We start from the raw sequence: 23727 nt of genomic DNA, 5'->3' as shown, positions 1-23727 counted from the left end.
GCCCGCCTCATCAGGCGGGCAGGGACGCTTCACTTACCTCTCGGACTACTTCCACCCTGCTTCCAACCAGAGTTGGTCGAAGTTCGCGTCGCACTGGTTGCCCTGCTCGCAGGAGATCTTGATGGTGTTGGTCCCCTTGTTGAGGGTGATGTCCCCCCAGGTGTTGGTCCAGCCCTTTTCGTAGTCGCCCTCTGCGGCTTTGGCGAAGTTCTTCAGGTTGAGCGGGCGGCTCTGGACCGTGCCATTGATCGTGAGCGTGGCGTTGGCATCCTTGCCGGGCACCCCGTAGTTGACGTTCAGCGTGTATTTGCCGGCCTTGGCGATGCCGCTGACGTTCCAGGTGACGGCCGCACCGACCTGATTGAAGCCCGTGATGTAGACGCCGCCGTCCGCCTTCGCGCCCTTGACGTCCGACGCCGTCGTGACACCCGTGCCCAGGCTCAGCGCCTTCGCGTCGATCTTCGGGAGCTCACCGGCGACCGCCGACGGCGAGGTCGACGCGCTCGGGGACGCGCTCTCGGAGGCCGTCGGGGTCGAGCCGCCGCCCGCCGTGTCCTTGCTGTCGTCGTTCGAGTTGCCGTTCATCATGGCGATGCCGATGCCGATGACGACGGCGGCGACCACGGCGATGGCGCCGATCAGCAGGCCCTTGGTGTTCGGTCCACGGCCGCGCCCGCCGCCCCCCGACGACTGCCGGCCGGTCGGGGCCCCGCCGGGGACCGTCTCGGGTGCCGCGTAGTGCGCGTTCGGCTGGCCGTAGGTGCCCTGCTGTGGCACCTGGCCGTACGGTGCGGTCGGGGCGGCCTGCTGGCCGTACTGCGCGGTGGGAGGCTGCTGACCGTAACCGGCCTGCTGCTGTCCGTACTGGCGTTCGCCGACCGCCCGCACCCGGTTGACCGAGCCGGGGTAGCCGTAGCCGCCGCCTCCGCTGGGCGGAGTGGCGCCGTTGGCCTGACCGTCGGCGTACAGATAGCCGAACGGGTCGTCATCCTCGGGCGTGCTCGCGCCGTTGTTGCCGGGCGTCATCCCTTGGTCTCCTCAACAGGTGCGGTTCAGATGCGGTACATGGATGAATGGCGAGCCTACCCGCTCCGAGGGGGCCAAACGGGTGGGCTTCCTCGCATCAACCCACTGACCTCTGACTTATCCGGCACGCCGATGCTGTTTGGGACGAGACCGTTTCTCGACGTACATCCGTTCGTCAGCGGACTTCAAGACCTCGTCCGCCGTCATGCCACAGTGTGCCCACCCGATGCCGAAGCTGGCGCCCACCCGGACGGCCCGGCCGTCCACACGGATCGGCGGGATGATCGCGTTCCGCAGTCGTACGGCGAGGTCGGCCGCGTCCGCCCGGCCGAGCCCGTCGGCCAGCACCACGAACTCGTCGCCGCCGAGTCTGGCCACTGTATCGCCGTCCCGGACACCGTTGGTCAGGCGTCTGGCGACCTCGATGAGCACCGCGTCGCCCGCGTTGTGCCCGAAGCGGTCGTTGATCGACTTGAAGCCGTCGAGGTCGCAGAAGAGCACCGCGAGCCCCTTGGCGCCGTCGTCCGTCTCACCCTCGGGCGCGATGGTGTGCACATGGTGGTCGAAGGCGTCGTACGCGTCGAAACCCGGCCCGAGGTCGAACCCGTGCCCGCTCCCGTTGCCGCCGGGCTGCCCGTCGTAGGTGTTGTGCTCGGCCGCCTGGTCCGCGTACGGCCCGTGCCCGTACGCGGCGTCCAGCGACTCGACCGCGCCCGGCTGAAGGGCCTCGGGGCGCCGGCAGAGCCGGGAGCCGAGGCGGGAGCGCAGCTCGGCCGAGTTCGGCAGGCCGGTGAGCGAGTCGTGCGAGGCGCGATGGGCGAGCTGGAGCTCGCGGCGCTTGCGTTCCTCTATGTCCTCGACGTGCGTGAGCAGGAAGCGGGGGCCGTCGGCGGCGTCCGCGACCACGGAGTTGCGCAGCGAGACCCACACGTACGTGCCGTCGCGGCGGCCGAGTCTGAGTTCGGCGCGCCCGCCCTCGGCGGACGTCCGGAGCAGGGTGCCGATGTCCTCGGGGTGCACGAGGTCGGAGAAGGAGTAGCGGCGCATCGCGGAGGCGGGACGGCCGAGCAGACGGCACAGAGCGTCGTTCGTGCGCAGGATGCGGCCGTGCTGGTCGCCGCCCATCTCGGCGATGGCCATGCCGGAGGGGGCGTACTCGAAGGCCTGCCGGAAGCTCTCCTCGCTGGCGCGCAGGGCCTGCTGCTCGCGCTCGAGGCGGACCAGGGCGCGCTGCATATTGGCTCGTAGACGCGCGTTGCTGATGGCGATGGCGGCCTGGAAGGCGTACATCTGGAGCGCTTCGCGCCCCCACGCGCCGGGGCGCCGTCCGTTGCGCGGCCGGTCCACGGACAGGACGCCGATGAGCTCACCGGTGCTGCCGCCGGAGATTCCCGGGGTGTACATGGGCGCGAAGAGGCGGTCGGAGGGGTGCCACTCGTCCTCGAAGCGGGGCGCGGGTCCGTCGGTGTACCACTGCGGTACGTCGTCGTCGTCGAGGACCCAGCCCTCGGTGTGCGGTATGAAGCGCAGATCGCCCCAGGCCTCGCCCATGTTCAACCGGCGGTCCCAGGAGGCGCGGGAGCCGACACGGCCGGTGATCAACGCTTCGGCGGCGGAGTTGCCGGCGAGCGCGGCGACCACGAGGTCGCCGTCGGGGCGTACGAGATTGACACACGCCAGCTCGTAGCCGAGGCCCGTGACCACGCCGTCGGCGACGGTCTGCAGCGTGTCCGCCAGGCTCCGCGCGGTGTTCATGTCCGCCATCACCTGATGCAGCTGCCGCAGGGTCGCAAGACGGACATAGGGCTCCGACTCGGTCTCCATTCGCCCTCCCCTCGAGACCTCGCAGCAACTCCAGGGTTGTCTTCGGCGTACCTGGTTCTCTTACGGTTCTCTCGCGTACTACTTGGTAGCTTCCTGCATAGCTTCCACGCCACTGAATCACAGCGCGCTGCCCACTCGGTACACAGGGTCAACAAAATATGGCCCCTGTGACTCAAGTCACAGCGGAAGATGAGCAATTGAGTGGGGTTTCTGCATTTCCCCCGTGTGTTTACTGACCGCTTATTTGGACGCTGTGTAGACACTGTGAGCAGTTGTGTCCGTCTCGGGACCGGTCTTAGGGCCGGTCCCGGGGCGGTCTTAGGACCGGACTTAGGACCAGGCTCGGGCCGAGGCCCGATGTGGCTCCCCGGGGTCGGAGACTAGCGTTTCGGCGTGCTGAACACTTCCTCCGCTTCTCCGCTCACCTCCTCCGTGCATGCTGAGGGGGTGAGCAACGACGAGTTCCGCGCCGCCATGTCGCGGCTGGCCGCGGGTGTGGTCCTGGTGACCGCGCACGAGCCCGCGCTAGACCCGGAAGGCCCCGGCGGCGAGGACGTCGGCATGACGGCGACGGCCTTCCTGTCCGTCTCCCTGGACCCGCCACTCGTCCTGGTCAGCCTGCGCGAGGGCTCCCGCATGGACGACCTGCTCGACGAACAGCCCGTGTGGGCCGTCTCCGTGCTCTCCGAGAGCCAGCGCCACATCGCGGGCCGCTTCGCCATGAAGGGCCGCATCAGCGACCGTCTGCTCTTCGAGGACATCCCGTACGTCCGCGGCGAGGCGTCCGGGGCGCTCCTGGTGGGCGGCGCCCTGGCGACCCTGGAGTGCCGCACCGAGCAGCGGGTCGCCGCCGGTGACCACACCCTCGCCATCGGGCGGGTGCTGACCGCGTCGGTGCCGAGCGGGGACGGCGGACCGCTGCTGCACTTCAAGGGGCGCTACCGGCAGCTGGGCTGACGCCCTTTCTCCAGGGGTCCGCCGGACACGCCCTACCGGTCGAGGACGGTGACGTCCAGACCGGCCAGCCGCTCCGGGTCGTTGAGGATGTCGATGACGGCGATCCTGCCGTGTACGACCGTGAAGGCGAGGACGCCGACGGGGCGCCCCTCCGCGACCACGACCACACCCGCGGCGCCGTTGACGAGGGCCGGCCGCGCGATCCGGGCCAGGTGCGCGAACCGGCTCGCCCCCGAGGCCACGGCGATCGCGCCGACCGTCACTCCGGCCTCGCTCCGCGACACCACGTCCGGGTCGAGCACGGCGACGAGCGCGTCGAAGTCGCCCTCCCGCGCCGCCGCGAGGAACGCGTCCACGACCTCCCGCTGCCGCGCCAGGTCGGGATCGGGCGCGGGCGCCCCGCCCTGGACCCTGCGCCGCGCCCGGCTGGCGAGCTGACGGGACGCCGTCGGCGTACGGCCCACGATGGGCGCGATCTGCTCGAAGGGCACCGCGAACAGGTCGTGCAGCACGAAGGCGAGCCGTTCGGCGGGCGTCAGTGTCTCCAGTACGACCAACAGGGCGAGGCCCACCGAGTCGGCGAGCAGTGCCTCCTGTTCGGGGTCGACGCCGGAGACGGGACTGAGCACCGGCTCCGGCATCCGGACGCCGGGCCCCTCCGCCAGGGGGCCGAGCGGCTCCTCGCCGCGCGTCCGGCGGGAGCGCAGCATGTCCAGACAGACCCGGCCGACGACGGTCGTCAGCCAGCCGCCGAGGTTGTCGACGCGGTCCGCGTCGACGCGGCTGAGCTTGAGCCAGGCCTCCTGGACGGCGTCATCGGCCTCCGAGAGCGAACCGAGCATGCGATAGGCGACGGCGCGGAGGTGATCACGATGGGATTCGAATCGCGCGGCAAGAAATTCGTTCGCGTTCGCGCTCTCCTTCGCGTTTTCGGCCTCCTTCGCGTTCACGCTCTTCACGTTCTTGTCGTCATTCCCGTTCTCTCCGGGAAATTCGCTGTCGCTCATATGTCACATCTCCTGGTGGCCGCCGCGGTCCGGCACGAACTCGCCCGTCATGGCATTGACGGACCGCGGGCCCCTGATGTGACGTCACGTCTCCGGCACGGCGCTCAGTCGCAGCCCGCCGCCGTCCCCGGAGCGCTCCACTTCGACCTCGTTCACGGAATCGTCCGCGAAGCGCAGGGTGAAGTACGGACTGGCCTCGATCAGGAACTGCATGTCCTCGCGTGCGCCACTGTCCAGCGGCGCGGAGACGACGGCGTCCCACACACGGTCGTCGGGCACGGCGGCCTGCCGCAGCCGGACGGGGATCCGCGCCAGGCAGGTCGATCGATTGGCCCACCACTCCAGGTGCGCCCTGTCCTCGTATCCGTCCATTCCATGAGATTAGCGACAACTCGCCACAAAGGCCTGTCACCTCATACCCACGACAGCGGCCGACACGCCCGCCCAAGACCCAGACAGACTTTTAACCCCAGTCATGTCCGGAGCGGCCCCGCTTGGTGTCGGAGCGCTGCTTCTTCTCGCGCAGCCGCCGTTCGTTGATCCCCCGGGGGATACGAGTGGCCCGGCGGGGCTTGGGCGGTGGCGCGGTGGCCTCGGCGAGCAGGGAGGCGAGCCGTACGGCCGCGGTCTCCCGGTTGCGCCACTGCGACCGGTGCTCGGACGCGCGGACGCTGATGACACCGTCGACGAGCCGCCCGGCGAGCTTCGCGAGGGCGCGCTCCTTCCAGACCGGGGGCAGCGCCTCGGTCTTCGCGAGGTCGAACCGCAGCTCGACCTGCGAGTCACTGGTGTTGACGTGCTGTCCGCCGGGTCCGCTGGAGCGGGAGAAACGCCACAGGAGCTCGGCCTCGGGAAGGGAGACGGAGCCGCGGATGACGTAAGGACCAGGCATGGGTCCATGGTCGCGTGGATGTCCGGTCCACGTCACCCCGTTTTCGCCGCCCGGTGTCCGCCAACAGGGTAAAGAAAGTAAAGAGGGCAGGAACCTTCGGTGCCCCTCTCGGCGTTCTTAGGGGTAGCTGTAGCTTCGTGCCCGTACGAAGCCCATACGTACGGGCACAGCGCACGTACGCAACGAGGGAAGGGACTCCCAACAATGGCTGTAAGCCTGTCCAAGGGTGGCAACGTCTCGCTCACCAAGGAGGCTCCGGGCCTGACCGCCGTCACCGTGGGCCTCGGCTGGGACGTCCGCACCACCACGGGCACCGACTTCGACCTCGACGCCTCGGCCATCGCGGTCAACCCCCAGGGCAAGGTCTACTCGGACGCCCACTTCGTCTTCTTCAACAACAAGCAGACCCCGGACCAGACCATCGTCCACACCGGCGACAACCGCACGGGTGAGGGCGCGGGCGACGACGAGGCGATCAACGTCAACCTGGCGGGCCTCCCCGCCGACGTCGACAAGATCGTCTTCCCGGTCTCCATCTACGACGCGGAGAACCGCTCGCAGAACTTCGGCCAGGTCCGCAACGCCTACATCCGCATCATCAACCAGGCCGGCGGCACCGAGATCGCGCGCTACGACCTGAGCGAGGACGCCGCCACCGAGACCGCCATGGTCTTCGGCGAGCTCTACCGCAACGGCGCGGAGTGGAAGTTCCGCGCGGTCGGCCAGGGCTACGCCTCGGGCCTGGTGGGCATCGCCCAGGACTTCGGCGTCAACGTCTGATCCGTACAAGGCGGTTGAAGGAGCCCCCGGCCCGGGACATCGGGCCGGGGGCTCCTCGCGTTCCGCCCGCCCTCACCCCGTGCCGCAGACCTGTGCCCCAGACCTGTGCCCCATAGGGATATCCCCACGTTCCGGGCGAGTTACTGTAGACTTCAAGCACTTAGCTCTAGGCTCCCAGCGTCCCCATCACCCCCCACGGGAAACGGAGCCCCCCACCTCATGTCCCACTCCATGTCCGACTTATCGGACGAGCACTGTACGAGCGACAACGCTCCCCCCACCGTCCTGATGGACAACCAGGCACTCGACGACTTCCTCACCGCCGCGGTCACCGAGTACCAGCTCATCACCCCCCGAACCCCCCTCCCCTGCTTCGCCCTGCTCCTGGGCAACACCGGCCGGGGCACCCTCCACATCGAGCGCGTCGCCTTCGGCCGCAACGCACGCACCACGGACCCGGCAGCCCGCCTCGAGTTCAGCGAGACGATCGTGCCCCGCTTCGGACCGGCGTACGAGAACGAGCACCGCGCCTGGTGGATCGACTCCCGGGACCTCCTCAAGGCCTCCAAGGAAGCCGACGCCCTGGGCCTGGAACTGCTGGGCTCCATCCACATGCACCCCGACTGGCACCGCATAGGCCCGCCGCAGGAACGCGCCGCCGTCCTCAGTGAGCGCCCCACCCCCATGGACCGCCACGTCTTCGGCCGAACGGCCTGGCCGATCAACATCATCTGCTACCTGGAGCGCCGGGCCGACGCGTTCTACCACGCGCTCGCGGCCTGGGCCCCGCCACCGGCCGAGCATCTCGACAGCGGCTGCACCGAACTCCCCTTGCGCGTCCGTACGAGCACCGCGGTAGGTGTCTGACGTCATGACGACCGACGAAACGCACTCGATCCACACCCTGTGGGAAACGATGGCCCGCGCCTGGGCATCGGCCGACGCCGCGCTCTTCGCCTCGAACTTCTCCCCGGACTGCGACTTCACCTCCGTACGCGGGGACAAGCCGCCGGGCCGCGCGGGCGTCGAGGCGGCCCACGACGGCCTGTTCCGCACCCTGTACGCGGCCACACGCCTGGACGCCCGGATCATCGCCGTCCGCCGGCTGCGCCCCGACCTGGCCATGGTCGAGGCCGAGTCCACCGTCATCCGCACCGCCGACGGCACGACCCTGGCCACGACACACGCCCTGGCCGTGGTCGAACAGACCGCCACCGGGGCCTGGCAGATCACGGCGTTCCACAACATGATCCCGGCCACCGCCCCCAAGGAGGCACGCCCGGTGAAAGGCCCCGAGCCCGAGAAGCCCCCCGTGACGGCGACGACAGCCACGTCCCGCGAGTCCGCGGCCCGTCCGAAACTCCGCCACCTGGCGATAGTCGCCCGGGACCCGGAGAAACTGGCCGCCTTCTACACCTCGATCTTCTCGATGGAACTCTTCCACCGGGACCCCGACGGCAGTTGCTTCCTCTCCGACGGGTATCTCTCCCTGGCCCTCATCAAGCACCGACTCGACGGCGACACCCCGCTCGGCATGAACCACTTCGGCTTCCACATCTCCGATACGGAGACCACCTCGGCGGCCCTGGTGGAAGCGGGCGCGGACAAGCCCGCCGAACGCTTCACCGACCGCCCCTTCGCCGAGTACCGGGCCATGGACCCGGAGGGCAACTGGTTCGACCTCTCCGAACACGGCTTCGGCGGCCCCCGCCCCCCGTCCACCCCTGACAGGACCTGACCCTCCCCCTCCCCCCTCCCCGCCCGTGCCCAGCCACCACCGGGCACGGGCCCGGCAGGCGGGTCCCATTGACTAGCCTGCACCGAGTGATTCTCGAAGCCCTCGCGCCCGACCAGGACATCCCCGTCGCCGTCCTCAGCGAACTCACCTCCCTCTACGCCTCCCACCACGAGTTCTTCTCCCTGAGCGGGGATTTCCCCGACGCCTACGACATCCGGCCGGAGCAGGTCGCGGCGGCGCTCACCGGGGAGTTGGCGCATCCGGGGGTGGAGGTGCTGCTCGCGCGGAGGGCGGGGCGACTGGTCGGGGTCGCGATCACCCTCGCGCACCACCCCGACCCCACCGATCCGGATCCGTGGATCGGACTGCTGATCGTGGACGCGCGGGAGCGGCGGCGGGGGTACGGGCGTAAGCTCGTGGCCCTCGTCGAGGCGAGGTTCCGCCGCGCCGGCCGAGACGCCGCCCGCCTCGCCGTCCTCGACAACAACCCCCAGGGTCTCGCCTTCTGGACCGCCCTCGGCTACGAGACCATCGGTCATCGGAAGGATCTCCAACTGGGCCGCCCGTGCGCGGTGTTGCGCAAGGAGCTGAACGGGACGCCCGAAGCCGGGAAGTTCGTTCTGTTCGATGTCGACGGCACATTGATCGACGCGGTGGCCAACCAGCGGCGGGTCTGGGGAACGTGGGCGGGCCGCTACGCGCTGGACCCCGATGAGGTCTACCGAGTGGCGCTGCGGACCAGGCCGATGGAGACCTTCGCGCAGGTCGCCCCCGACCGGGATCCCCAGGAGTGCCTGGCCGCCCTGCACGAACTGGAGGACGACGACGTCAGGTCGGGGACGTACACGGCGTTCGACGGCGCGGCTGAGCTGCTGGCCGCGCTGCCCCGGACGGCGTGGGCGCTGGTGACCTCGAACTACGAGCACCGGGTGCGCGGGCGCTTCGCGCGGACCGGCCTGCCCGTCCCGGACGTCGTCGTGGACGCCGCCTGCGTCGACGAGGGCAAGCCGTCACCGGTTCCCTATCTGCTCGCCGCCGAGCGGCTCGGCGCCCGGCCGCGGGACTGTCTGGTCATCGAGGACGCCGCCTCCGGAGTCCGGTCCGGGCTGCGGGCCGGCATGACGGTGTGGGGGGTCAACGCTCCCGTCGCCGTGGAAGGCGTCCACCGTCACTTCCGCACCCTGCGGGAGGCGGTTCCCGACATCGTCGACTTCATGTCGGGGAGCCGGTCCGGGGACCGGGTTCGGAGCTCTTAGGGCCCGTCCGGCCAGGTCCTGTCCGGACAAGGTCTGTCCGGCTGCTCATGTCGGAGGGCCGGTCCGCCCGGTCATGCCCGGGGCGGCTTGCCCTCTCCGTACAGCCAGTCCTTCCAGATACCGCTGAAGTCCTTGTCCGGGGCCTTCTTCTCGACGTAGGCCGTGAAGTCGGCCGTGGACGCGTTGGCGTGGCGGTGGGCGGCGGCCCAGCCCTGGATGATGTCGTAGAACGTGTCGTCGCCGACGGTCCGGCGGATCTTGTGCAGGACCATCGCGCCACGTTCGTAGACGGGCGCGTCGGAGATGTGGGCCGCGCTGGAGGGTCTGGCGGGCGGGAAGGCCCAGACCGCCTTGTTCTTCGCGGCGGTGTCGTAGTGGTCGCCCCTGTAGAGGGAGTTGAAGATCTCGTCCGCGGTGTCGCCGCCGTGGTCCTCCTGCCACAGCCACTCCGCGTACGTGGCGAAGCCCTCGTTGAGCCACATGTCCTGCCAGGACTTGGGGGTGACCGAGTCGCCGTACCACTGGTGGGCCAGTTCGTGGACGAGGGTCTCGGTGTCCGGGGCGCCGGGGAAGACGGGGCGGTTCTGGGTCTCCAGGGCGTAGCCCGAGTCGCCGCCGCGGTCCACGATCGCGCCCGTCGAGGAGAAGGGGTACGGGCCGAAGTTGTACTCCTCCCAGTCCATGATCTCGGGGATCTCGGACAGCACCTTCTTCGCGGCCGCGGTCTGCGTCGGGTCCACCGCCACGTACACCGGCAGACCGCTCTTCGTCGTCGAGCGCGTGATGTCGTACCGGCCGATCGCGAGCGTGGCGACGTAGCTCGCCATCGGTTCGGCGGTGTGCCAGGTGAAGGTCTTGCGACCGTCGGTGGTCGTCGTCTCGCTCTTCAACTCGCCGTTGGAGACCGCGTTCAGGTTCTTCGGGACGGTGACGGCGATGTCGTACGTCGCCTTGTCGGAGGGGTGGTTGTCGCTGGGGAACCAGGCCATCGAGCCGGTGGGTTCACCGAGGGCGAGGGCGCCGTCGGCCGTGCGCAGCCAGCCCTCCTGCGAGCCGTCCGCGTCGGTGAGCGTCTCCGGCGTGCCCGAGTAGCGGACCGTCGCGCGGAACGTCTCGCCCTCGTCGAGGTCGGTGTGCGGGCGCACGGTCAGCTCCTGGCCCGCCCGGTTCCAGCGGGCCTCCTTGCCCTCGACGGTGACGGCGGAGACGTCCAGGCCCTTGAGGTCCAGGTCGAAGGCGCTGAGGTTCTGGGTGGCCCGGGCGGTGATCTCGGCGGTTCCGTCGAGATGGCGTGCCTTGGGGTCGTAGGAGAGGGTCAGGGCGTAGTGCGTGACGTCGTAGCCACCGTTGCCCGACTTCGGGAAGTACGGATCCCGGACCCCGGCGGCACCGGGCTTACCGTGCACACCGCCTCCGCCGCACGCGCTGAGGGCGAGAGCGAGGGCCGGGGCCAGAGCAAAGCGGACGGTGACGGAAGATCGGGGCACACCTGCGATCCTACGAGGCCCCTCACCCACAGGCCCATGACACCATCACCTACGTGCTCGACATCGGCTACGCCCTCTCCAACCGCTTCCCCGACCCCCCGCAGACCGACTACCGCCGCGCGGACGTCCACGCGCTGCGGCACGACCTGTTCTGCGGTGACGTCTACCTCGCCGACACCAAGGCGGACCGGGAGCTGTCCACAGCCTGGGGATGGGTACCGGTGCTCGACTTCGCGTGGGCGCTGTGCGACATCGTGGAGCAGCTCGACCGGGACCCGCGTGGCAGCAGGGCCTCGCGCCCCCAGCACGCGGAGCTCGACTTCACCGAGTCGACCGACCGTATGCTCTTCGAGCGGCGCTTCGGCTGGGTGGACATCGAGGCCGACTGGATGCCGGGCGACGAGGAGCCGCTGACCTTCTCCCACTCGGCACTCCGCCGCGAGGCCCGCGACTTCCTGCACGACCTGATCGCCGACCTCACCGACCTGCACGACGACCTCGCCGAGAACCCGGCGATCTGGACCCTCCAGGCCCGCTTCCCCCGAGTGGGCTGAGCCCCCGTACCCCCACCCGGCCGCGATCGGCTCCGGGCCCGGACCCCGCCCGCCCTCGGTAACTATCCCGATCACTCATGTGAAACTGCGCCCATGATTCGCACCGCGACCCCCGGCGACATACCCGTCATCCACGCGATGGTCCGTGAACTGGCCGAGTGCGAGAAGGTGCCGGACGAGGCGAAGGCCTCCCGGCAGCAGCTGCTCGAGGCACTGTTCGGGGAGCAGCCGGCCGCGTTCGCGCACATCGCGGAGGCGGCGGGGAAGCCCGTCGGCTTCGCGCTGTGGTTCGTCAACTACCCGTCGCTTAAAGCGACGGGCTTGCACAACGGGCATCACTGGCGGTGATGTGTCGTTTGCGTCCAGTCCCACTCCGAGGTGTTCGGGGTGGGAAAGGGGCCGTTGACTGGGCCCCGCGTCGCCACAACTGCCGTGCTCTGGCACGGATGTTGCGGGAGCCGTTCCGGTCCGCGTGATCAACGAATCCGCAGTTCCGGCATGCGAACCAGGCCTGCGAGACCCGGTTCGCCTTGTCGATGTGCCCGCACGCGGCGCAGGTGCGGGAGGTGTACGCCGGATCGACGTGCACCACAGGCACCCCGGCCTTGCGGGCCTTGTATGCGATGAAGGCTCCCAGCTGGGCGAACGACCAGCTGGAGTGGGTGGCCCGTTGGGGCTTGCGAAGCCGTACCCGCTCGCGGATCCCTGTCAGGTCTTCCAGGGCGATTCCGCGACCGGTGCGTTCTGCCTCGGCCACCACATGTTTCGCGATCTTGTGGTTGATGTCCCGTGCCCGCCGCGCCTCCTTGCGCCGCCGCTTCTTGGCGCGGCGCTTGGCGGACGGGGTGTTCTTCTTCTGCAGTTTGGTGCGCAGGCCGCGTTCGCGCAGGCGGGTGCGGTTCAGCTCGCGTCCGGCCATGATCTCGCCGTCACTGGTGGTGGCGATGTTCACGATGCCCAGGTCGATGCCGAGGAGTCCACCGGATCGGTGTTGAGCGGCGCATCGAGGACCTCGCAGGTGGCGTTGAGAAACCACATGCCGTCCCGCTCCAGCAGGTCCGACTCGCCCTTGCGGTACAGGGCCAGCGTGGCCAGCTGCTCCACCGAGGCGGTGAAGGCCACGTTCTTGACCCGGCCGCTGGTGGTCCAGATGGACACCGTCCGGTCCGGGATCTGCCAGGACAGCATGCGGTCGTCGTAGGGCTGCGCGCCTTGAGGGCGGAAGGCGATCGGCTTCTCGGAGGCTTTGCGGTAGCGGCGTGAGCCGGGCCTGCCGAGGTTCCCGGCCCTCAGGTTCGCCTTCAGCGTGATGTAGGCGTCGCATACTTTCTTGATCGAGTGCTGCGCGGCCTGCGCGCCGAGGTTCCAGCGGGATTTGACCGCATCGTAGGTGTGCTTACGCAAGGCGAAGTTCTTGAACTCCCCACGCTCGAAGGCGATGTCACTCACCCACGTTGCGGCCTCGTTACAGGCGTGCAGGGTCGCCTCGAGTGCCGCCGCCTGTTTCGGTGTCGGCTCCAGCTTGACCTGCACGACCAGCTTCACAATCACCGATCGTAGGCACCCGTACGAGACACCACCACACGTTCGGGGCCGTTCACCACATCGGGCGACCCACCCGGCCCTGCGTTCGCACCACCCCGGCTCCGCCGGAGAAGGCTCCCGGCCGCTCTGCGTCCGAGCAGACACAGTGATACTGCGGCGCTCCGCACCGCAGCCACGGGGATGCGATTCCTCCCGGGCGCTGAACTGGAACCGGCCGTCCATCGACTTCTACGAGGCGTTGGGCGCGCGTCCGCAGGACGAGTGGACGGTGTATCGGCTGACGGACGGGGCGCTGCGGGAGCTGGGCTCAGGGGACTGACTCGGGCACGCGGGCCGGTGCGGTCGCGTGTATGGGGGTTTTCGAGGTGACCATCAGGCCCGCGACCAGACCGGCCAGGAGCATGATGCCGCCGGCCCACCAGATGGCGACCGTGTAGCCGTGCACGATGCCCTCGCGGACGGTGAGGGCCTTCTGGGCGGGGCCGGTGAGATGCGCGGCGATGTACGCCGCACCGCTGGTGGTGGCGATGGTGTTCAGCAGGGCCGTACCGATCGAGCCGCCCACCTGCTGTGAGGTGTTGACGGTCGCGGACGTGACGCCGGAGTCCTGCGGAGCGACCCCGGCGGTGGCGGTGGCGAAGATCGGCATGAAGATCAGGCCCATGCCGAGGCCCAACAGGATCAGGCCGGGCAGCAGGTGGCCCGCGTAGTCGGTGTCGACCTTGAGGTGGGTGAAGAACAGCAGCCCAGAGGTCGCGAGAAGCGTGCCGGGGACCATCAGCACACGCGGCACCACGTGGCGCAGCAGCCGCGCCGAGATCTGCGTGGTGCAGATGACGATCGCGGCCGTCATGGGCAGGAAGGCCAGGCCTGTCGTCACGGGCGAGTACCCGAGGATGACCTGAAGGTAGTAGGTCGTGAACAGGAACATGCCGAACATGCCGATGACGGCGAGGGCCATCGTCAGGAAGCAGCCCGCACGCGTGCGGTCCCCGATGATGTGGAGGGGGAGCAGCGGACTCGGGGCCTTCGCCTGCCAGAACGCGAACGCGGTCAGCAGGACGGTTCCGCCCGCGAGGAGGGCCGGCACCAGCGGGTCCGTCCAGCCGCGCGGCTCCGCCTCGCTGACCCCGTAGACGATCGCGACCAGTCCGCCGCAGCCCAGCAGCACACCGGGGATGTCGAGCCGGGCGCCGGCGTTGCCCGGGGGGTCGGGCAGCAGCGCGAACGCGCCGATGACCCCGACGGCGGCTATGGGGATGTTGACGTACAGGCACCAGCGCCAGTTCAGGTACTCGGTCAGCAGCCCGCCCGCGATGAGTCCGATCGCGGAGCCGCTGCCCGCGAGGGCGCTGTAGACGCCGAAGGCCTTTCCGCGCTCCTTCGGCTCGGTGAAGGTGGTGGTCAGGAGGCTGAGCGCGGAGGGGGCGAGGACGGCGGCGAAGGCCCCTTGGAGGGCGCGGGCGCCGAAGAGCATGCCGGGGGTGGTGGCCGCGCCGCCGAACGCGGAGGCGACCGCGAAGCCGATGAGCCCGAAGACGAACGTGCGTTTGCGGCCGACCAGGTCGGCGATCCGGCCGCCGAGCAGGAGAAGGCCGCCGAAGGCCAGCGTGTACGCGGTGATGACCCACTGACGGTTGCCGTCGGACATGCCGAGAGCGCGCTGTGCGGAGGGGAGCGCGATGTTCACGATGGTCGCGTCGAGGACGACCATCAGCTGTGCGAGGGCGATGATCACCAGGCCCCACCAGCGCCGGGTGGTTGCGCGTTCGGGGCTTCCAGGGGCTCCGGTCTCACCTGAATGGGGGGCGCTCACTTGCCCAGAAGACCATGAATTGGTATAGGTCGCATCTTTCCGGACGCTTCCCCTGGTCAAGGCTCCAGGACCACTTTTCCCAGGGTGGCGCGGGTCTCCAGGGCCCGGTGGGCCCCGGCCGCGTCGGCCAGCGGGAAACGGGTCACGGCCGGGGTGAGGCGGCCCGCGGCGGCCTCGGCGAGGGCCCTCAGTTCCAGCGTGCGGACGGGGTCGGGACCGCCCGCCGCGCGCAGCATCACGGGGCCGAGGACCTGCTCGGACACGCCCTCCACGAGCAGTGGCCCACCGCTCTGAATGCCTTCGCCGGACCAGCCGAAGACGAGGTGTTTGCCGCCGGGGCCGAGGAGGTCGACGGCGGCGCGGGCGACGTCGCCGCCGACGCCGTCGAAGACGACGGTGACCGGCTTCCCGTCCAGATGGGCGCGGACCCGGTTCGGCCAGTCGCCGTCCTTGTAGTCGACGGACAGGTCGGCGCCGTTCTCGCGGACGTGGGCGGCCTTCTCCGGGCCGCCCGCGAGACCGATCACGGTGGCACCCGTGTGCCGGGCGTACTGCACGAGGAGGGTGCCGATACCGCCCGCGGCGGCGGGGATCAGGGCCACGGAGTCGGGGCCCAGCCCGGCGAACTGGAGGATCCCCATCGTCGTACGGCCCGTTCCGATCATGGCTACGGCCTGGGCGAAGTCCAGGTTCTCCGGTATCTCGTGCAGGCGGTCGACGCCGGTGACGGCCAGTTCGGCGTAGCCTCCGGGGACGAAGCCGAGGTGGACGACGACGCGCCTGCCCAGCCAGTGCCCTGCGACGCCGTCGCCGAGGGCCTCGACCGTGCCGGCGACCTCACGGCCGGGGATCGTGGGCAGCGGGGTGGGCGCGGGTGCGGGGCCCTGTGCGCCCGCGCGCAGGGCGGCGTCCAAGAGGTGCACACCGGCCGCGGCGACGGCGATACGGACCTGGCCAGGGCCCGGAAGGGGATCCTCGGTCTTCTCGTAGGTGAGGTTCTCGGCCGGGCCGAAGGTGTGCAGGCGGACGGCGTGCATGACGGGCTCCCTCGCTGTGTGCCGGGGTGTGACGGGGCGTATCGGGATGTGCCGGGGTGCGCTTGGTGTTCGGCGGTGGTGGGCGCCAGCGTTCAGCCTCAAGCGCGCTTGAGGTCAAGGCGCGGGTGTGGGGCGTCGTCGGCGGCACGGGTCGGGGGCGTTGTCAGTGGGGGAGTGCAGGATGGGGGCATGGTGCGGAAAGCGGCGGGCGGGGCGAGTGGGCGGGGCCAAGGGGCGCGGCGGCCGGAGGTGCGGCTGCCGCCGTTGGAGCCCCATGACGGATCCGGGCTGGTGCCGGACGGGGACTACGACGGGCTGGAGTTCCGGGAGGCCGACTTCGTCGGGCAGGACGGCGCAGGAGCGACCTTCATGGACTGCGCCCTGACGGGGTGCGCGCTGGACGAGACGCGACTGCGCCACGCGCGGGTGCTGGACTCGGTTCTGACGGGCATACGGGGCGTGGGCACCGATCTCGCCGAGTCGACCCTGCGTGACGTCGAGTTGGTGGACGCCCGCCTGGGCGGGGTGCAGTTGCACGGTTCGGTACTGGAGCGGGTCCTGATCCGCGGCGGCAAGATCGACTACCTGAACCTGCGCAAGGCCCGGCTCAAGGACGTCGTCTTCGAGGGGTGCGTGCTGGTCGAGCCGGATTTCGGGGGCGCCCGGCTGGAGCGCGTGGAGTTCGTGGACTGCGTCCTGAGAGGGGCGGACCTCACCGCGGCCACCCTGACCGACGTGGACCTGCGCCACGCGGCGGAGGTGGACATCGCGCGGGGCGTGGACCGGCTGGCGGGGGCGGTGATCAGTCCGAGCCAGCTGCTCGATCTGGCGCCCGTGTTCGCCGCGGCGCTGGGGGTGCGGGTGGACGGGGGACCGGGACCGGGAGGGGAATGAGTGAAAGACCGCTCAAGGACCGCTCCTCACCGGCCGCTCGGTGATCAGTGGCGGCCCGCCACCCGGTCCGCCATCTGTGCGAGCCTCGAGGACCGCGCACTGTGCGTGGTGAGTTCACGGCGGTCGGCCGTGCGGTAGGTGGCGTACATGCCCTGCACGCCCAGCCAGCGAAACGGCTCCGGCTCCCACTTGCGGACCTTGTGGTCGACCCACGGGAGAGCCGTCAGGTCGGTCGGACCCGCCTGGCCCGAGTCCTGCTGGATCAGGTCCCGCAGGGTGCGCGCCGCGAGATTCGTCGTCGCGACGCCGGAACCGACGTAGCCGCCCGCCCAGCCGAGGCCCGTGGAGCGGTCCAGGGTGACGGTGGCGCACCAGTCGCGGGGGACGCCGAGGACGCCCGACCAGGCGTGCGCCACCCGTACACCGGCCAGCGAGGGGAAGAAGCGCACCAGGATCTCGTGCAGGGCCTCGATGGTCGCCTGCTGGGTGCGGCCGTCGTTGTCGGTGCGCGAGCCGAAGCGGTACGGGACGCCCCGGCCGCCTAGCGCGATGCGGTCGTCGGCGGTGCGCTGGGCGTACATGTAGGCGTGCGCCATGTCGCCGAGCGTCTCGCGGCCCTCCCAGCCGATCGTCGCCCACTGCTCGGGGGTCAGCCGCTCGGTCGCGATCATGGAGGAGTTCATGGGCAGCCAGGTGCGCTTCTGGCCCTTCAGGGAGGCCGTGAAGCCCTCCGTGCAGCGCAGCACGTAGGGGGCGCGGACGGTGCCGTACGGCGTGACCGCGTGCTTGGGGCGGATCTCCGTGACCGGCGTTTTCTCGTGGATGGTGACGCCGAGCGCCTCGGCGGCCGCCGCCAGCCCCTTGACGAGCTTCACCGGGTGCAGGCGCGCCCCGTGCGGGGTCCAGGCCGAGCCGACCGCGTCCGCGACCCGGACGCGCTCGACGGTCTCCCGCGCGCCGTAGAGCTCGCGGTCCTTCTCGCCGTACGACAGCTCGTGCTCGTGGAAGGCCTTCAGGCGGGCCAGCTGGGCGGGCGTGTACGCCACCTCGAGGACACCGCCCTGGTGGACGTCCGCCTCGATGCCCTCCTCGGCGGCGACCCGGACGACCTCGTCGACCGTCTCGTTCATCGCCTTCTGGAGACGGACCGCCGCCTCGTGGCCGTGCAGCTTGGCGTACCGGTCGCGGCCCGCGATGCCGTTGTAGAGCCAGCCGCCGTTGCGCCCCGAGGCGCCGTATCCGCAGAACTTCTGCTCCAGGACGGTGACGCGCAGGAAGGGGGCAGCCTTCTTGAGGTAGTACGCGGTCCACAGGCCCGTGTAGCCGCCGCCGACGATCACGACGTCGGCGGTCGCGTCGCCCGGCAGGGGCTCGCGGGGCTCGGGCAGACCGTCGTCCGCGTACCAGAAGGAGATGCCGCCGTTGACCGTGCCGCTTCCTGTGCCACTGCTCATGGGCGGGACGTTAACCCCTGAGGGCGGCCAGTGTCTCCTTCGGATTCCATGCTTTTCCGCGGCCCCTGACCAGCGGATAGCAGCCAAGACCCACCAGGATCGATATGAAATGTCCGACATCGGTGAAGGCGCGGCTGGTGAGCAGCGGCAGGCCGTAGACGACGAGGATCACCGCCAGATAGAGGTACCGCCACGGCGCCGCGACACGGTACGTGAGGACCCCCATGACGCCCGCCAGCGCATAGCTCACCCCGATGTCCAGGGTGTCGACCGCCGAGTGGGGTGCCGCCCCGCGCCGGATCGCGCCGAGCAGCGCCCCCTCGCTGATCAGCGTCGCCATGACGTGGGCGGCCACCGCGACCGCGAGCCAGCGCAGGGTGCCCAGCCAGCGCTCCGCCTGGGCGTGGAAAACGGTGAAGAGGGCGGCGTAGGGCAGCCAGAAACCGCCGTCGATCCACATCGCACTGGTGATCAGCACCCGCACGGGGTTGTCCGACAGCTCATGGATGTTGGTGGACCGCTGACGCAGGAAGTCCTCTTCGAAATCCGGGGACATGTGGTGCAGAGCCACGGTCGTGACGAAGAGGATCGCCAGCCATACGTAGGTGCCGGGGGCACTGCGTATGTAGCTCCCGGCTCGGTTCAGGACCTGGCTAACACGCATGAGGCGCTTCGCCGTCGCGCATAGGCTCGGCCCTGTGATCGACGTTCCGGTGGGACTGGCCGCCTCGCAAGCCAAGTACAACGGAGCGGCGGGGCGCGCCTTCGTCGCGGGGCTGCCGGAGCGGGCCGCGCACTTCCTGGAGCGCTGGGAGCTGCGCCTCGACGGCCCCTCCATGCACGGGGTCACGGCGCTGGTCCTGCCAGTGCTGCGGGCCGACGGCACCCCGGCCGTGCTCAAACTGCAGCTCCTGGACAAGGAGAGCGCGGGTGAACCGGCCGCTCTGCGCGTCTGGGGCGGCGGCGCGGCCGTACGCCTCCTCGACCACGACGAGGCCACCTGCACCCTGCTGCTCGAACGGCTCGACCACACCCGCATGTTGACGCACCTCCCCGACACGCGTGAGGCCGCCCTGGTCGTCGCGCGGCTGCTGGCCCGGCTGACGGCCGTGCCGGCGCCGGAGGGGATGCGGCGACTCGGGGACATCGCGGAGGCCATGCTGGAGCGGGTGCCGGGGGCTCTGAAGCGGATCGCGGACCCGGCCGAGCGTCGTCTCGTCGAGGACTGCGCGGCGGCGGTGCGCGAGGTGGCGACCGAGCCGGGTGACCGTCTCCTCCACTGGGACCTCCATTACGACAACGTCCTCCAGGACCTGCGGGGCCTACAGGACCTCGATGACCTCCAGAACCTCCGTGGCTTCCCGAACCTCCATGGCCTCCATGGCCTCCAGGACGGGGACGCCCGCTCCGCCGACCGCGGGCCCTGGGTCGCCATCGACCCCAAGCCGCTCGCGGGCGACCCCGGTTTCGACCTCTGCCCGGCGCTCGGCAACCGCTTCGAGCCCGCCGAGATCCGCTGGCGCTTCGACGCGATGACCGACGTCATGGGCCTGGATCGCGAGCGGGCCCGTGCCTGGACCCTCGGTCGTGTCCTACAGAACACTCTGTGGGAAATCGAGGACGGCCGCCCGCTGGAGGCGGTCCAGCTGGAGATCGCGCGCCGACTGCGGGGTACTTCGCGCGGGGCCTGAAGGCCTTGCCCCGCGGGGCGCCGCGCTGGGCCCAAGGGCCGTCCCTCGGATCAGGTGCGGTCCGCGAGGGCGCGTCCCACTTCCAGCGGACCGGCCTGTCCGTCCAGTTCGGTGTGCAGGGCCATCGCCAGTTCCGGGCGGGCCAGCAGGCCGTCTCCGGCCGGGTCTTCGGCGGCCCGTGCCGCAAGGCCGAGCCCCACCCAGGTCTCGGGGTCGCCCTCGCCGCGGTCGATACGTGCGCGGAACGCGCCCAGGGCCTCGCCGGTGCGGCCCTCCACCAGGGCGATGTCCTCAGGACGCGCGCCGGCGACCACCGCGCCGGGGTCGTCCCGCAGCGCCGCGAAGCCCTCCGGGTCCGCCAGCAGCCATCGCAGCAGCACCGCCCGGGTGTCGATGCCGCGCGCCGGACTGCCCGGGACGGGCACGGGCTCGGGCTCGGCCTCGTCCGTCGCCCTGGGCAGGGGGTTTCCGTCGGCCCAGGCCGCCGCGTGGGCGTGGACGGTCCCCTGCGCGGGCCGCAGATGGTAGGCGCGCCAGGTGGCACGGTGGTCGGCGACCGCCAGAGCGGCGGCGGCCCGGACCCGTGCGTCGACCGGTTCGTCCAGCCAGGGCTCGATGCGCCGCGTGAGCTCGGCCACCAGCCGCCGCCCCAGGTCGTTGAGCCCGTCCGCCGAGCCGACGGCGCGCAGCGCGTACGCGGTCTGGCTCCGCCACAGCGCGAACTCGAACTGCCCGAGGGCATGGCCGCGCCGCCGCCAGAACGCGGTGACGCCGAAGAAGGCGTACACGCCCTGGAGCAGGCCGCCCAGGGGCCGGGGGTCGTCGCGCCAAGGGGCGTAGTGCAGGCGGGTGCCCTGGTCGTCGTACAGGGTGAACAGGTGCATGAACGCACTGAGCTTGTTGTGCTGGAACTCGTGCACCAACGTCGACGCGAACTGCTCGGCGTCGTCCGGGGCCGATGCCAGGGCGGTACCGAAGGCGTCGCCCGAGGACGCGCTGTGCGGCCGGAACCTCTCGGTGCGCGGCCGGGGCACCACCGACACCATCCCGCCCGCCAGCGCCCCGGCCACCTCGGTGTCGGTGCGCCGCAGGATGTCCCAGGCGGGGGCGAACAGTTCCTGCCACTCGGCGGCGGCGTCGACCGGTTCCACCGTGGCCGGTTTGCGCAGGTCGCGGTAGGGGTCGGTGTCGTCCAGGAGCAGAGTGCAGCCGTCGGCGCGCAGCTCGGTCAGCGCGTGCCAGTGCGGCCCCCCGAGCCGGTGCCCGGCGATGCGCACCGATCCCGCGCAGGCGGAGACCTCGGCCACGTCCCAGTCCGCCCGGCCGGGCACCCGCATCGCCCCGAGCGCGGGCAGGACCACCCAGCCGTGACGGACCGGGACGTCGGTGCGGAACTCCAGGCCGACGCGGACGGCCGCGGCCGCGGCGATCGCGTGGAGGTGCCCGGTGTCCGTCCAGAGGGGTGCGTCGTCCTGGGCGGTCCCACGCAGCCGGCGCAGTGTGTGCGCCGCCCACACGCCCACGGCCGGATACGCCAGCAGGTCTTCCACCGCTTCCTTGGACACGGCCCAGGCGCGCGACAGCAACGTCCAGCCGTCCGCCAAGGGGGGCAGGGGACCGGCCGGTGCCGTCGCGGCCGAGTCCAGCAACGCCCGGACGACGAGCAGCCGCCAGCTCCACTCGCTCACGCGCAGGCTGTCCACCGTCGCGGGGCCGCCCCCACCGCCCAGCAGCTCCTCGAACGACTGCGACGGCAGGACATGTGACAGGGCGTGGGGTCGGGCCGTCTGGTGCATGGAGAGGCCTGTTCGTTGCTGCTGGGGAGGGTGCGGCGGTGCGGTGCTCGTCGTGCCGCTACGCGTCACGCTGCGGCTGGTAACCGCCGAGGCTGCTCGCGGGATCGTCGATACGGCTGAGCAGTCGAAGCATGGAGGTCTGCGCGGAAGGCAGGTCCAGACAGGGCCACGCGTCCAGCGGAACGTCGCTGAGGTCGATCAGCTCGGACTCGACTCCGGACTTTTCCATGGCAGCGCCCCTGTGAGAGTGAAGGTGATGCGTTCAGGCCCTGGATATCCCGAATATGGCATATTCAACGAATATTGCCTTTTCGGCTACTTCAGGCCACTTACGGACTTTAGCGCATCGCCCCCGTCACACAGGGCCACAGCACGGAATCGACCCGGATCGAGTGACGGAAGGGCGGTGGGAGCACGGGCGGTGCGGGTAGAGAGCGGGTGTGATTGAACTCGCTGAACTGATCGAGGAGTTGCGCAGGGAACTGACCGCGGCCCGGACGGCCGCACAGGGGGAGGATCTGTACTTCGAGGTGGGTCCGGTGGAGCTGGAGGCGGCCGTGGTCGTGGAGCGGTCGGCGACGGCGGGCGGCAAGATCCGCTTCTGGGTGGTCGAGGCGGGCGCGGACGGACGAGTGGCGGACAGCGTCACGCACCGGGTGAAGCTGACGCTCGACCCGCGCACCCACAGCGGCGGCGGACGGGCCCCCTGGGTGGGCGGGGCCGAGGCCGAACGAGAGCGCTGAGTCGTGGCGGAACGGGATCCGCGCCGCGGACTGGATCCGGTCCGGGTGGCGGAGGTGATGGTGCGAGCGCCCGCGGGGCGGGGCCCCGGGCGGCGCGGTTCCGGCTATCGGGTGGGTCCCTGGTGGGTACTCACCGCCGCTCATGTCGTCCGTGACGCGGGACCGGGAACCACCGAAGTACGGTTCGAGGCCGACCTCTCCGACGAGTGGACCGTGGCCGCCCGGGTGGTACTGGCCTCCGACAGCGCCGACGTGGCGCTCCTGGAGCTCGACGGATCCGCGCCGCGCGGCGTCCACGCGAGGGCGACCGAAGCCCCCTCGTACGGGGCCCTGGCCGACGCGGACCTCGTGCTGCCGTGCAGCGCCATGGGCTTCCCCCGGTTCAAACTGCGCGAGGACCGGATGCGTCGGCTCGACGACGGCTCGCCGTCCCAGTACCGCGACTCCTGCCACGCGACGGGCATGACCTCGGTGCTGTCCAACCGCCGCGAGGGCACGCTCGAACTCGCCGTCACGGCGCCCGAGTCGGACGCCGAGCCGAACCGGTCGCCCTGGGAGGGCATGTCGGGCGCGGCGGTCTGGCACGACGACGCGATCGTCGGCCTGGTCAGCGCGCACCACCGCACGGACGGCCTCGGCCGCCTCGCCGCCGTCCGCGTGGAGCGCTGGTACGAGCTGCTGACCAGGTCCGAACTGACCCTGCTGCACGAGTGCGCCGGCCTTCCCGCGTCGGCTCCCGAGCTGCCCCGCTTCCCGCCCGTACGGACCGCCGCCGCGGGCCCGGTCAGTCTGGCGGAGCTCCGCGACGATCTGCCGCTGCGCGAACTCGACGGCCTGGTGAGCGCGTTGACGGCACTGCCCACGGTGAGCGACCGCACCACCCTGGCCCTGGTCCTGGCCGGCATCGACCCGGCCGTCGCGGCCATGAGTCCAAGGACGCCGGCGCTGAGACCGGACGTGTTCGGGATCCTGCGGACCTGCCTGCGCTATCCGGGCACCTTGGACCAACTCCTGGAGGCGATACGGTTGGTGGAGGGCGACTCCGCCGGGGTGGCCCGCATGGACGAAGAGGCGGTGGAGTTGTCCCGGCGCCACCGCCGAGCCGATGAGAGCCGCTGACCTGATATCGCGCCGCCCCGCGGGGGCGGGGTTTCATCCTCCGTACAGCGGGCCATTATCAGGGGGATGTGAGCAGCCCGCATCCACAACGCAGCCGGGGGGAAGGGGTTT

General features: G+C 70.6%; 22 protein-coding genes and 4 pseudogenes. 13 read left to right on the top strand and 13 right to left on the bottom strand.

Annotated elements, in window-relative coordinates:
* Positions 1-45: 45 nt before the first annotated feature.
* Together OG568_RS28385 and cdgB are read right to left on the bottom strand one after the other, a co-directional pair.
* On the bottom strand, positions 46-1026 hold the full coding sequence (locus OG568_RS28385; RefSeq protein ID WP_329533581.1) for a CBM35 domain-containing protein: 981 nt from the start codon (positions 1024-1026) through the stop codon (positions 46-48).
* 117 nt (positions 1027-1143) lie between these two features.
* Complete coding sequence (cdgB, locus tag OG568_RS28380) at positions 1144-2850, bottom strand: diguanylate cyclase CdgB (protein WP_329533580.1); 1707 nt, start codon at positions 2848-2850, stop codon at positions 1144-1146.
* Between the two features lie 474 nt (positions 2851-3324).
* Here cdgB and OG568_RS28375 point away from each other — a divergent pair, with 474 nt between their 5' ends.
* Positions 3325-3807, top strand: coding sequence for a flavin reductase family protein (locus OG568_RS28375; RefSeq protein WP_443077886.1), 483 nt, complete (start codon positions 3325-3327; stop codon positions 3805-3807).
* 32 nt (positions 3808-3839) lie between these two features.
* On the opposite strand, the gene OG568_RS28370 is transcribed toward OG568_RS28375, so the two are convergent.
* From OG568_RS28370 to arfB, 3 genes are all read right to left on the bottom strand, one after another.
* Entirely contained in the window at positions 3840-4814 is a 975-nt protein-coding gene (locus OG568_RS28370; protein ID WP_266433337.1) for a sigma-70 family RNA polymerase sigma factor, read from the bottom strand.
* A gap of 84 nt (positions 4815-4898) precedes the next feature.
* Complete coding sequence (locus tag OG568_RS28365) at positions 4899-5186, bottom strand: hypothetical protein (RefSeq protein ID WP_329533578.1); 288 nt, start codon at positions 5184-5186, stop codon at positions 4899-4901.
* A 91-nt stretch (positions 5187-5277) separates the two neighbouring features.
* Positions 5278-5706: an alternative ribosome rescue aminoacyl-tRNA hydrolase ArfB gene (gene arfB / locus OG568_RS28360; protein WP_329533577.1), complete on the bottom strand. Its 429-nt coding sequence runs from the start codon at positions 5704-5706 to the stop codon at positions 5278-5280.
* Between the two features lie 204 nt (positions 5707-5910).
* Between arfB and OG568_RS28355 the strand changes: the two genes are divergently transcribed.
* The 5 genes and pseudogenes from OG568_RS28355 (at position 5911) to OG568_RS28335 (ending at position 9480) form a co-directional block, all read left to right on the top strand.
* On the top strand, positions 5911-6486 hold the full coding sequence (locus tag OG568_RS28355; protein ID WP_329533576.1) for a TerD family protein: 576 nt from the start codon (positions 5911-5913) through the stop codon (positions 6484-6486).
* Between the two features lie 231 nt (positions 6487-6717).
* Positions 6718-7353 (top strand): hypothetical protein, encoded by a 636-nt coding sequence (locus OG568_RS28350; RefSeq protein ID WP_329533575.1) that lies wholly within the window; start codon positions 6718-6720, stop codon positions 7351-7353.
* A gap of 4 nt (positions 7354-7357) precedes the next feature.
* Positions 7358-8224 carry an SgcJ/EcaC family oxidoreductase gene (locus OG568_RS28345; protein ID WP_329533574.1) on the top strand — a complete coding sequence of 289 codons (867 nt, stop codon included), beginning with the start codon at positions 7358-7360 and terminating at the stop codon, positions 8222-8224.
* Positions 8225-8310: 86 nt separating this feature from the next.
* Positions 8311-8706 (top strand): annotated as a pseudogene (locus OG568_RS28340) (GNAT family N-acetyltransferase); the annotation flags it as partial.
* 105 nt (positions 8707-8811) lie between these two features.
* Positions 8812-9480 carry an HAD family hydrolase gene (locus tag OG568_RS28335; protein ID WP_329536474.1) on the top strand — a complete coding sequence of 223 codons (669 nt, stop codon included), beginning with the start codon at positions 8812-8814 and terminating at the stop codon, positions 9478-9480.
* A 71-nt stretch (positions 9481-9551) separates the two neighbouring features.
* Here the strand turns inward: OG568_RS28335 and OG568_RS28330 are convergent, their stop codons facing one another.
* Complete coding sequence (locus tag OG568_RS28330; RefSeq protein WP_329533573.1) at positions 9552-10967, bottom strand: M1 family metallopeptidase; 1416 nt, start codon at positions 10965-10967, stop codon at positions 9552-9554.
* A gap of 53 nt (positions 10968-11020) precedes the next feature.
* On the opposite strand from OG568_RS28330, the gene OG568_RS28325 reads away from it, so the two are divergent.
* Complete coding sequence (locus OG568_RS28325; RefSeq protein WP_075027404.1) at positions 11021-11521, top strand: hypothetical protein; 501 nt, start codon at positions 11021-11023, stop codon at positions 11519-11521.
* Positions 11522-11614: 93 nt separating this feature from the next.
* Positions 11615-11848, top strand: a pseudogene (locus tag OG568_RS28320) (GNAT family N-acetyltransferase); the annotation flags it as partial.
* On the opposite strand, the pseudogene OG568_RS28315 reads toward OG568_RS28320, so the two are convergent.
* A pseudogene (locus tag OG568_RS28315) lies at positions 11829-13066 on the bottom strand (RNA-guided endonuclease InsQ/TnpB family protein). The pseudogenes OG568_RS28320 and OG568_RS28315 sit on opposite strands and share 20 nt — an antisense overlap.
* A 199-nt stretch (positions 13067-13265) precedes the next feature.
* On the opposite strand from OG568_RS28315, the pseudogene OG568_RS28310 reads away from it, so the two are divergent.
* Positions 13266-13385, top strand: a pseudogene (locus tag OG568_RS28310) (GNAT family N-acetyltransferase); the annotation flags it as partial.
* Here the strand turns inward: OG568_RS28310 and OG568_RS28305 are convergent.
* Both OG568_RS28305 and OG568_RS28300 read right to left on the bottom strand, forming a co-directional pair.
* Positions 13374-14804, bottom strand: a complete 1431-nt coding sequence (locus OG568_RS28305) for an MFS transporter (protein WP_443077778.1) — start codon at positions 14802-14804, stop codon at positions 13374-13376. The pseudogene OG568_RS28310 and the gene OG568_RS28305 sit on opposite strands and share 12 nt — an antisense overlap.
* Positions 14805-14938: 134 nt before the next feature.
* Positions 14939-15919 carry a zinc-binding dehydrogenase gene (locus tag OG568_RS28300; protein WP_329533571.1) on the bottom strand — a complete coding sequence of 327 codons (981 nt, stop codon included), beginning with the start codon at positions 15917-15919 and terminating at the stop codon, positions 14939-14941.
* Between the two features lie 189 nt (positions 15920-16108).
* Between OG568_RS28300 and OG568_RS28295 the strand changes: the two genes are divergently transcribed.
* A complete protein-coding gene (locus tag OG568_RS28295; RefSeq protein WP_266583434.1) occupies positions 16109-16813 on the top strand; it encodes a pentapeptide repeat-containing protein in 705 nt (234 codons plus the stop codon).
* A 44-nt stretch (positions 16814-16857) separates the two neighbouring features.
* On the opposite strand, the gene OG568_RS28290 is transcribed toward OG568_RS28295, so the two are convergent.
* Together OG568_RS28290 and OG568_RS28285 are read right to left on the bottom strand one after the other, a co-directional pair.
* A complete protein-coding gene (locus tag OG568_RS28290) occupies positions 16858-18267 on the bottom strand; it encodes an NAD(P)/FAD-dependent oxidoreductase (RefSeq protein ID WP_266433318.1) in 1410 nt (469 codons plus the stop codon).
* A gap of 10 nt (positions 18268-18277) precedes the next feature.
* Positions 18278-18931, bottom strand: coding sequence for a rhomboid-like protein (locus tag OG568_RS28285; RefSeq protein WP_329533570.1), 654 nt, complete (start codon positions 18929-18931; stop codon positions 18278-18280).
* Between OG568_RS28285 and OG568_RS28280 the strand changes: the two genes are divergently transcribed.
* Positions 18930-19958 (top strand): aminoglycoside phosphotransferase family protein, encoded by a 1029-nt coding sequence (locus OG568_RS28280; RefSeq protein ID WP_443077777.1) that lies wholly within the window; start codon positions 18930-18932, stop codon positions 19956-19958. The genes OG568_RS28285 and OG568_RS28280 overlap by 2 nt on opposite strands.
* A gap of 50 nt (positions 19959-20008) precedes the next feature.
* On the opposite strand, the gene OG568_RS28275 is transcribed toward OG568_RS28280, so the two are convergent.
* Positions 20009-21823 (bottom strand): HEXXH motif domain-containing protein, encoded by a 1815-nt coding sequence (locus OG568_RS28275; protein ID WP_329533568.1) that lies wholly within the window; start codon positions 21821-21823, stop codon positions 20009-20011.
* A complete protein-coding gene (locus tag OG568_RS28270; protein ID WP_266433310.1) occupies positions 21813-21983 on the bottom strand; it encodes a hypothetical protein in 171 nt (56 codons plus the stop codon). The genes OG568_RS28275 and OG568_RS28270 overlap by 11 nt, the downstream gene beginning before the upstream one ends.
* Before the next feature lie 211 nt (positions 21984-22194).
* On the opposite strand from OG568_RS28270, the gene OG568_RS28265 reads away from it, so the two are divergent.
* Together OG568_RS28265 and OG568_RS28260 are read left to right on the top strand one after the other, a co-directional pair.
* Complete coding sequence (locus tag OG568_RS28265) at positions 22195-22497, top strand: trypco2 family protein (protein WP_266433308.1); 303 nt, start codon at positions 22195-22197, stop codon at positions 22495-22497.
* A gap of 3 nt (positions 22498-22500) precedes the next feature.
* Entirely contained in the window at positions 22501-23616 is a 1116-nt protein-coding gene (locus OG568_RS28260; protein ID WP_329533567.1) for an effector-associated domain 2-containing protein, read from the top strand.
* Positions 23617-23727 lie beyond the last annotated feature (111 nt).

It is taken from the genome of Streptomyces sp. NBC_01450 (assembly GCF_036227505.1).
In the GTDB taxonomy this organism is placed as follows: Bacteria; Actinomycetota; Actinomycetes; order Streptomycetales; family Streptomycetaceae; genus Streptomyces.
Note: the sequence above shows the minus strand (reverse complement) of the source record. Positions and strands in the feature narration are given on the sequence as shown.

What these genes read in the sequence shown, in the direction of transcription:
- OG568_RS28385 (WP_329533581.1), bottom strand. Translation starts at nt 1,026, where the DNA reads ATGACGCCCGGCAACAACGGCGCGAGCACGCCCGAGGATGACGACCCG.
- cdgB (WP_329533580.1), bottom strand. Translation starts at nt 2,850, where the DNA reads ATGGAGACCGAGTCGGAGCCCTATGTCCGTCTTGCGACCCTGCGGCAG.
- OG568_RS28375 (WP_443077886.1), top strand. Translation starts at nt 3,325, where the DNA reads ATGTCGCGGCTGGCCGCGGGTGTGGTCCTGGTGACCGCGCACGAGCCC.
- OG568_RS28370 (WP_266433337.1), bottom strand. Translation starts at nt 4,814, where the DNA reads ATGAGCGACAGCGAATTTCCCGGAGAGAACGGGAATGACGACAAGAAC.
- OG568_RS28365 (WP_329533578.1), bottom strand. Translation starts at nt 5,186, where the DNA reads ATGGACGGATACGAGGACAGGGCGCACCTGGAGTGGTGGGCCAATCGA.
- arfB (WP_329533577.1), bottom strand. Translation starts at nt 5,706, where the DNA reads ATGCCTGGTCCTTACGTCATCCGCGGCTCCGTCTCCCTTCCCGAGGCC.
- OG568_RS28355 (WP_329533576.1), top strand. Translation starts at nt 5,911, where the DNA reads ATGGCTGTAAGCCTGTCCAAGGGTGGCAACGTCTCGCTCACCAAGGAG.
- OG568_RS28350 (WP_329533575.1), top strand. Translation starts at nt 6,718, where the DNA reads ATGTCCGACTTATCGGACGAGCACTGTACGAGCGACAACGCTCCCCCC.
- OG568_RS28345 (WP_329533574.1), top strand. Translation starts at nt 7,358, where the DNA reads ATGACGACCGACGAAACGCACTCGATCCACACCCTGTGGGAAACGATG.
- OG568_RS28300 (WP_329533571.1), bottom strand. Translation starts at nt 15,919, where the DNA reads ATGCACGCCGTCCGCCTGCACACCTTCGGCCCGGCCGAGAACCTCACC.
- OG568_RS28295 (WP_266583434.1), top strand. Translation starts at nt 16,109, where the DNA reads ATGGTGCGGAAAGCGGCGGGCGGGGCGAGTGGGCGGGGCCAAGGGGCG.
- OG568_RS28290 (WP_266433318.1), bottom strand. Translation starts at nt 18,267, where the DNA reads ATGAGCAGTGGCACAGGAAGCGGCACGGTCAACGGCGGCATCTCCTTC.
- OG568_RS28280 (WP_443077777.1), top strand. Translation starts at nt 18,930, where the DNA reads ATGAGGCGCTTCGCCGTCGCGCATAGGCTCGGCCCTGTGATCGACGTT.
- OG568_RS28285 (WP_329533570.1), bottom strand. Translation starts at nt 18,931, where the DNA reads ATGCGTGTTAGCCAGGTCCTGAACCGAGCCGGGAGCTACATACGCAGT.
- OG568_RS28270 (WP_266433310.1), bottom strand. Translation starts at nt 21,983, where the DNA reads ATGGAAAAGTCCGGAGTCGAGTCCGAGCTGATCGACCTCAGCGACGTT.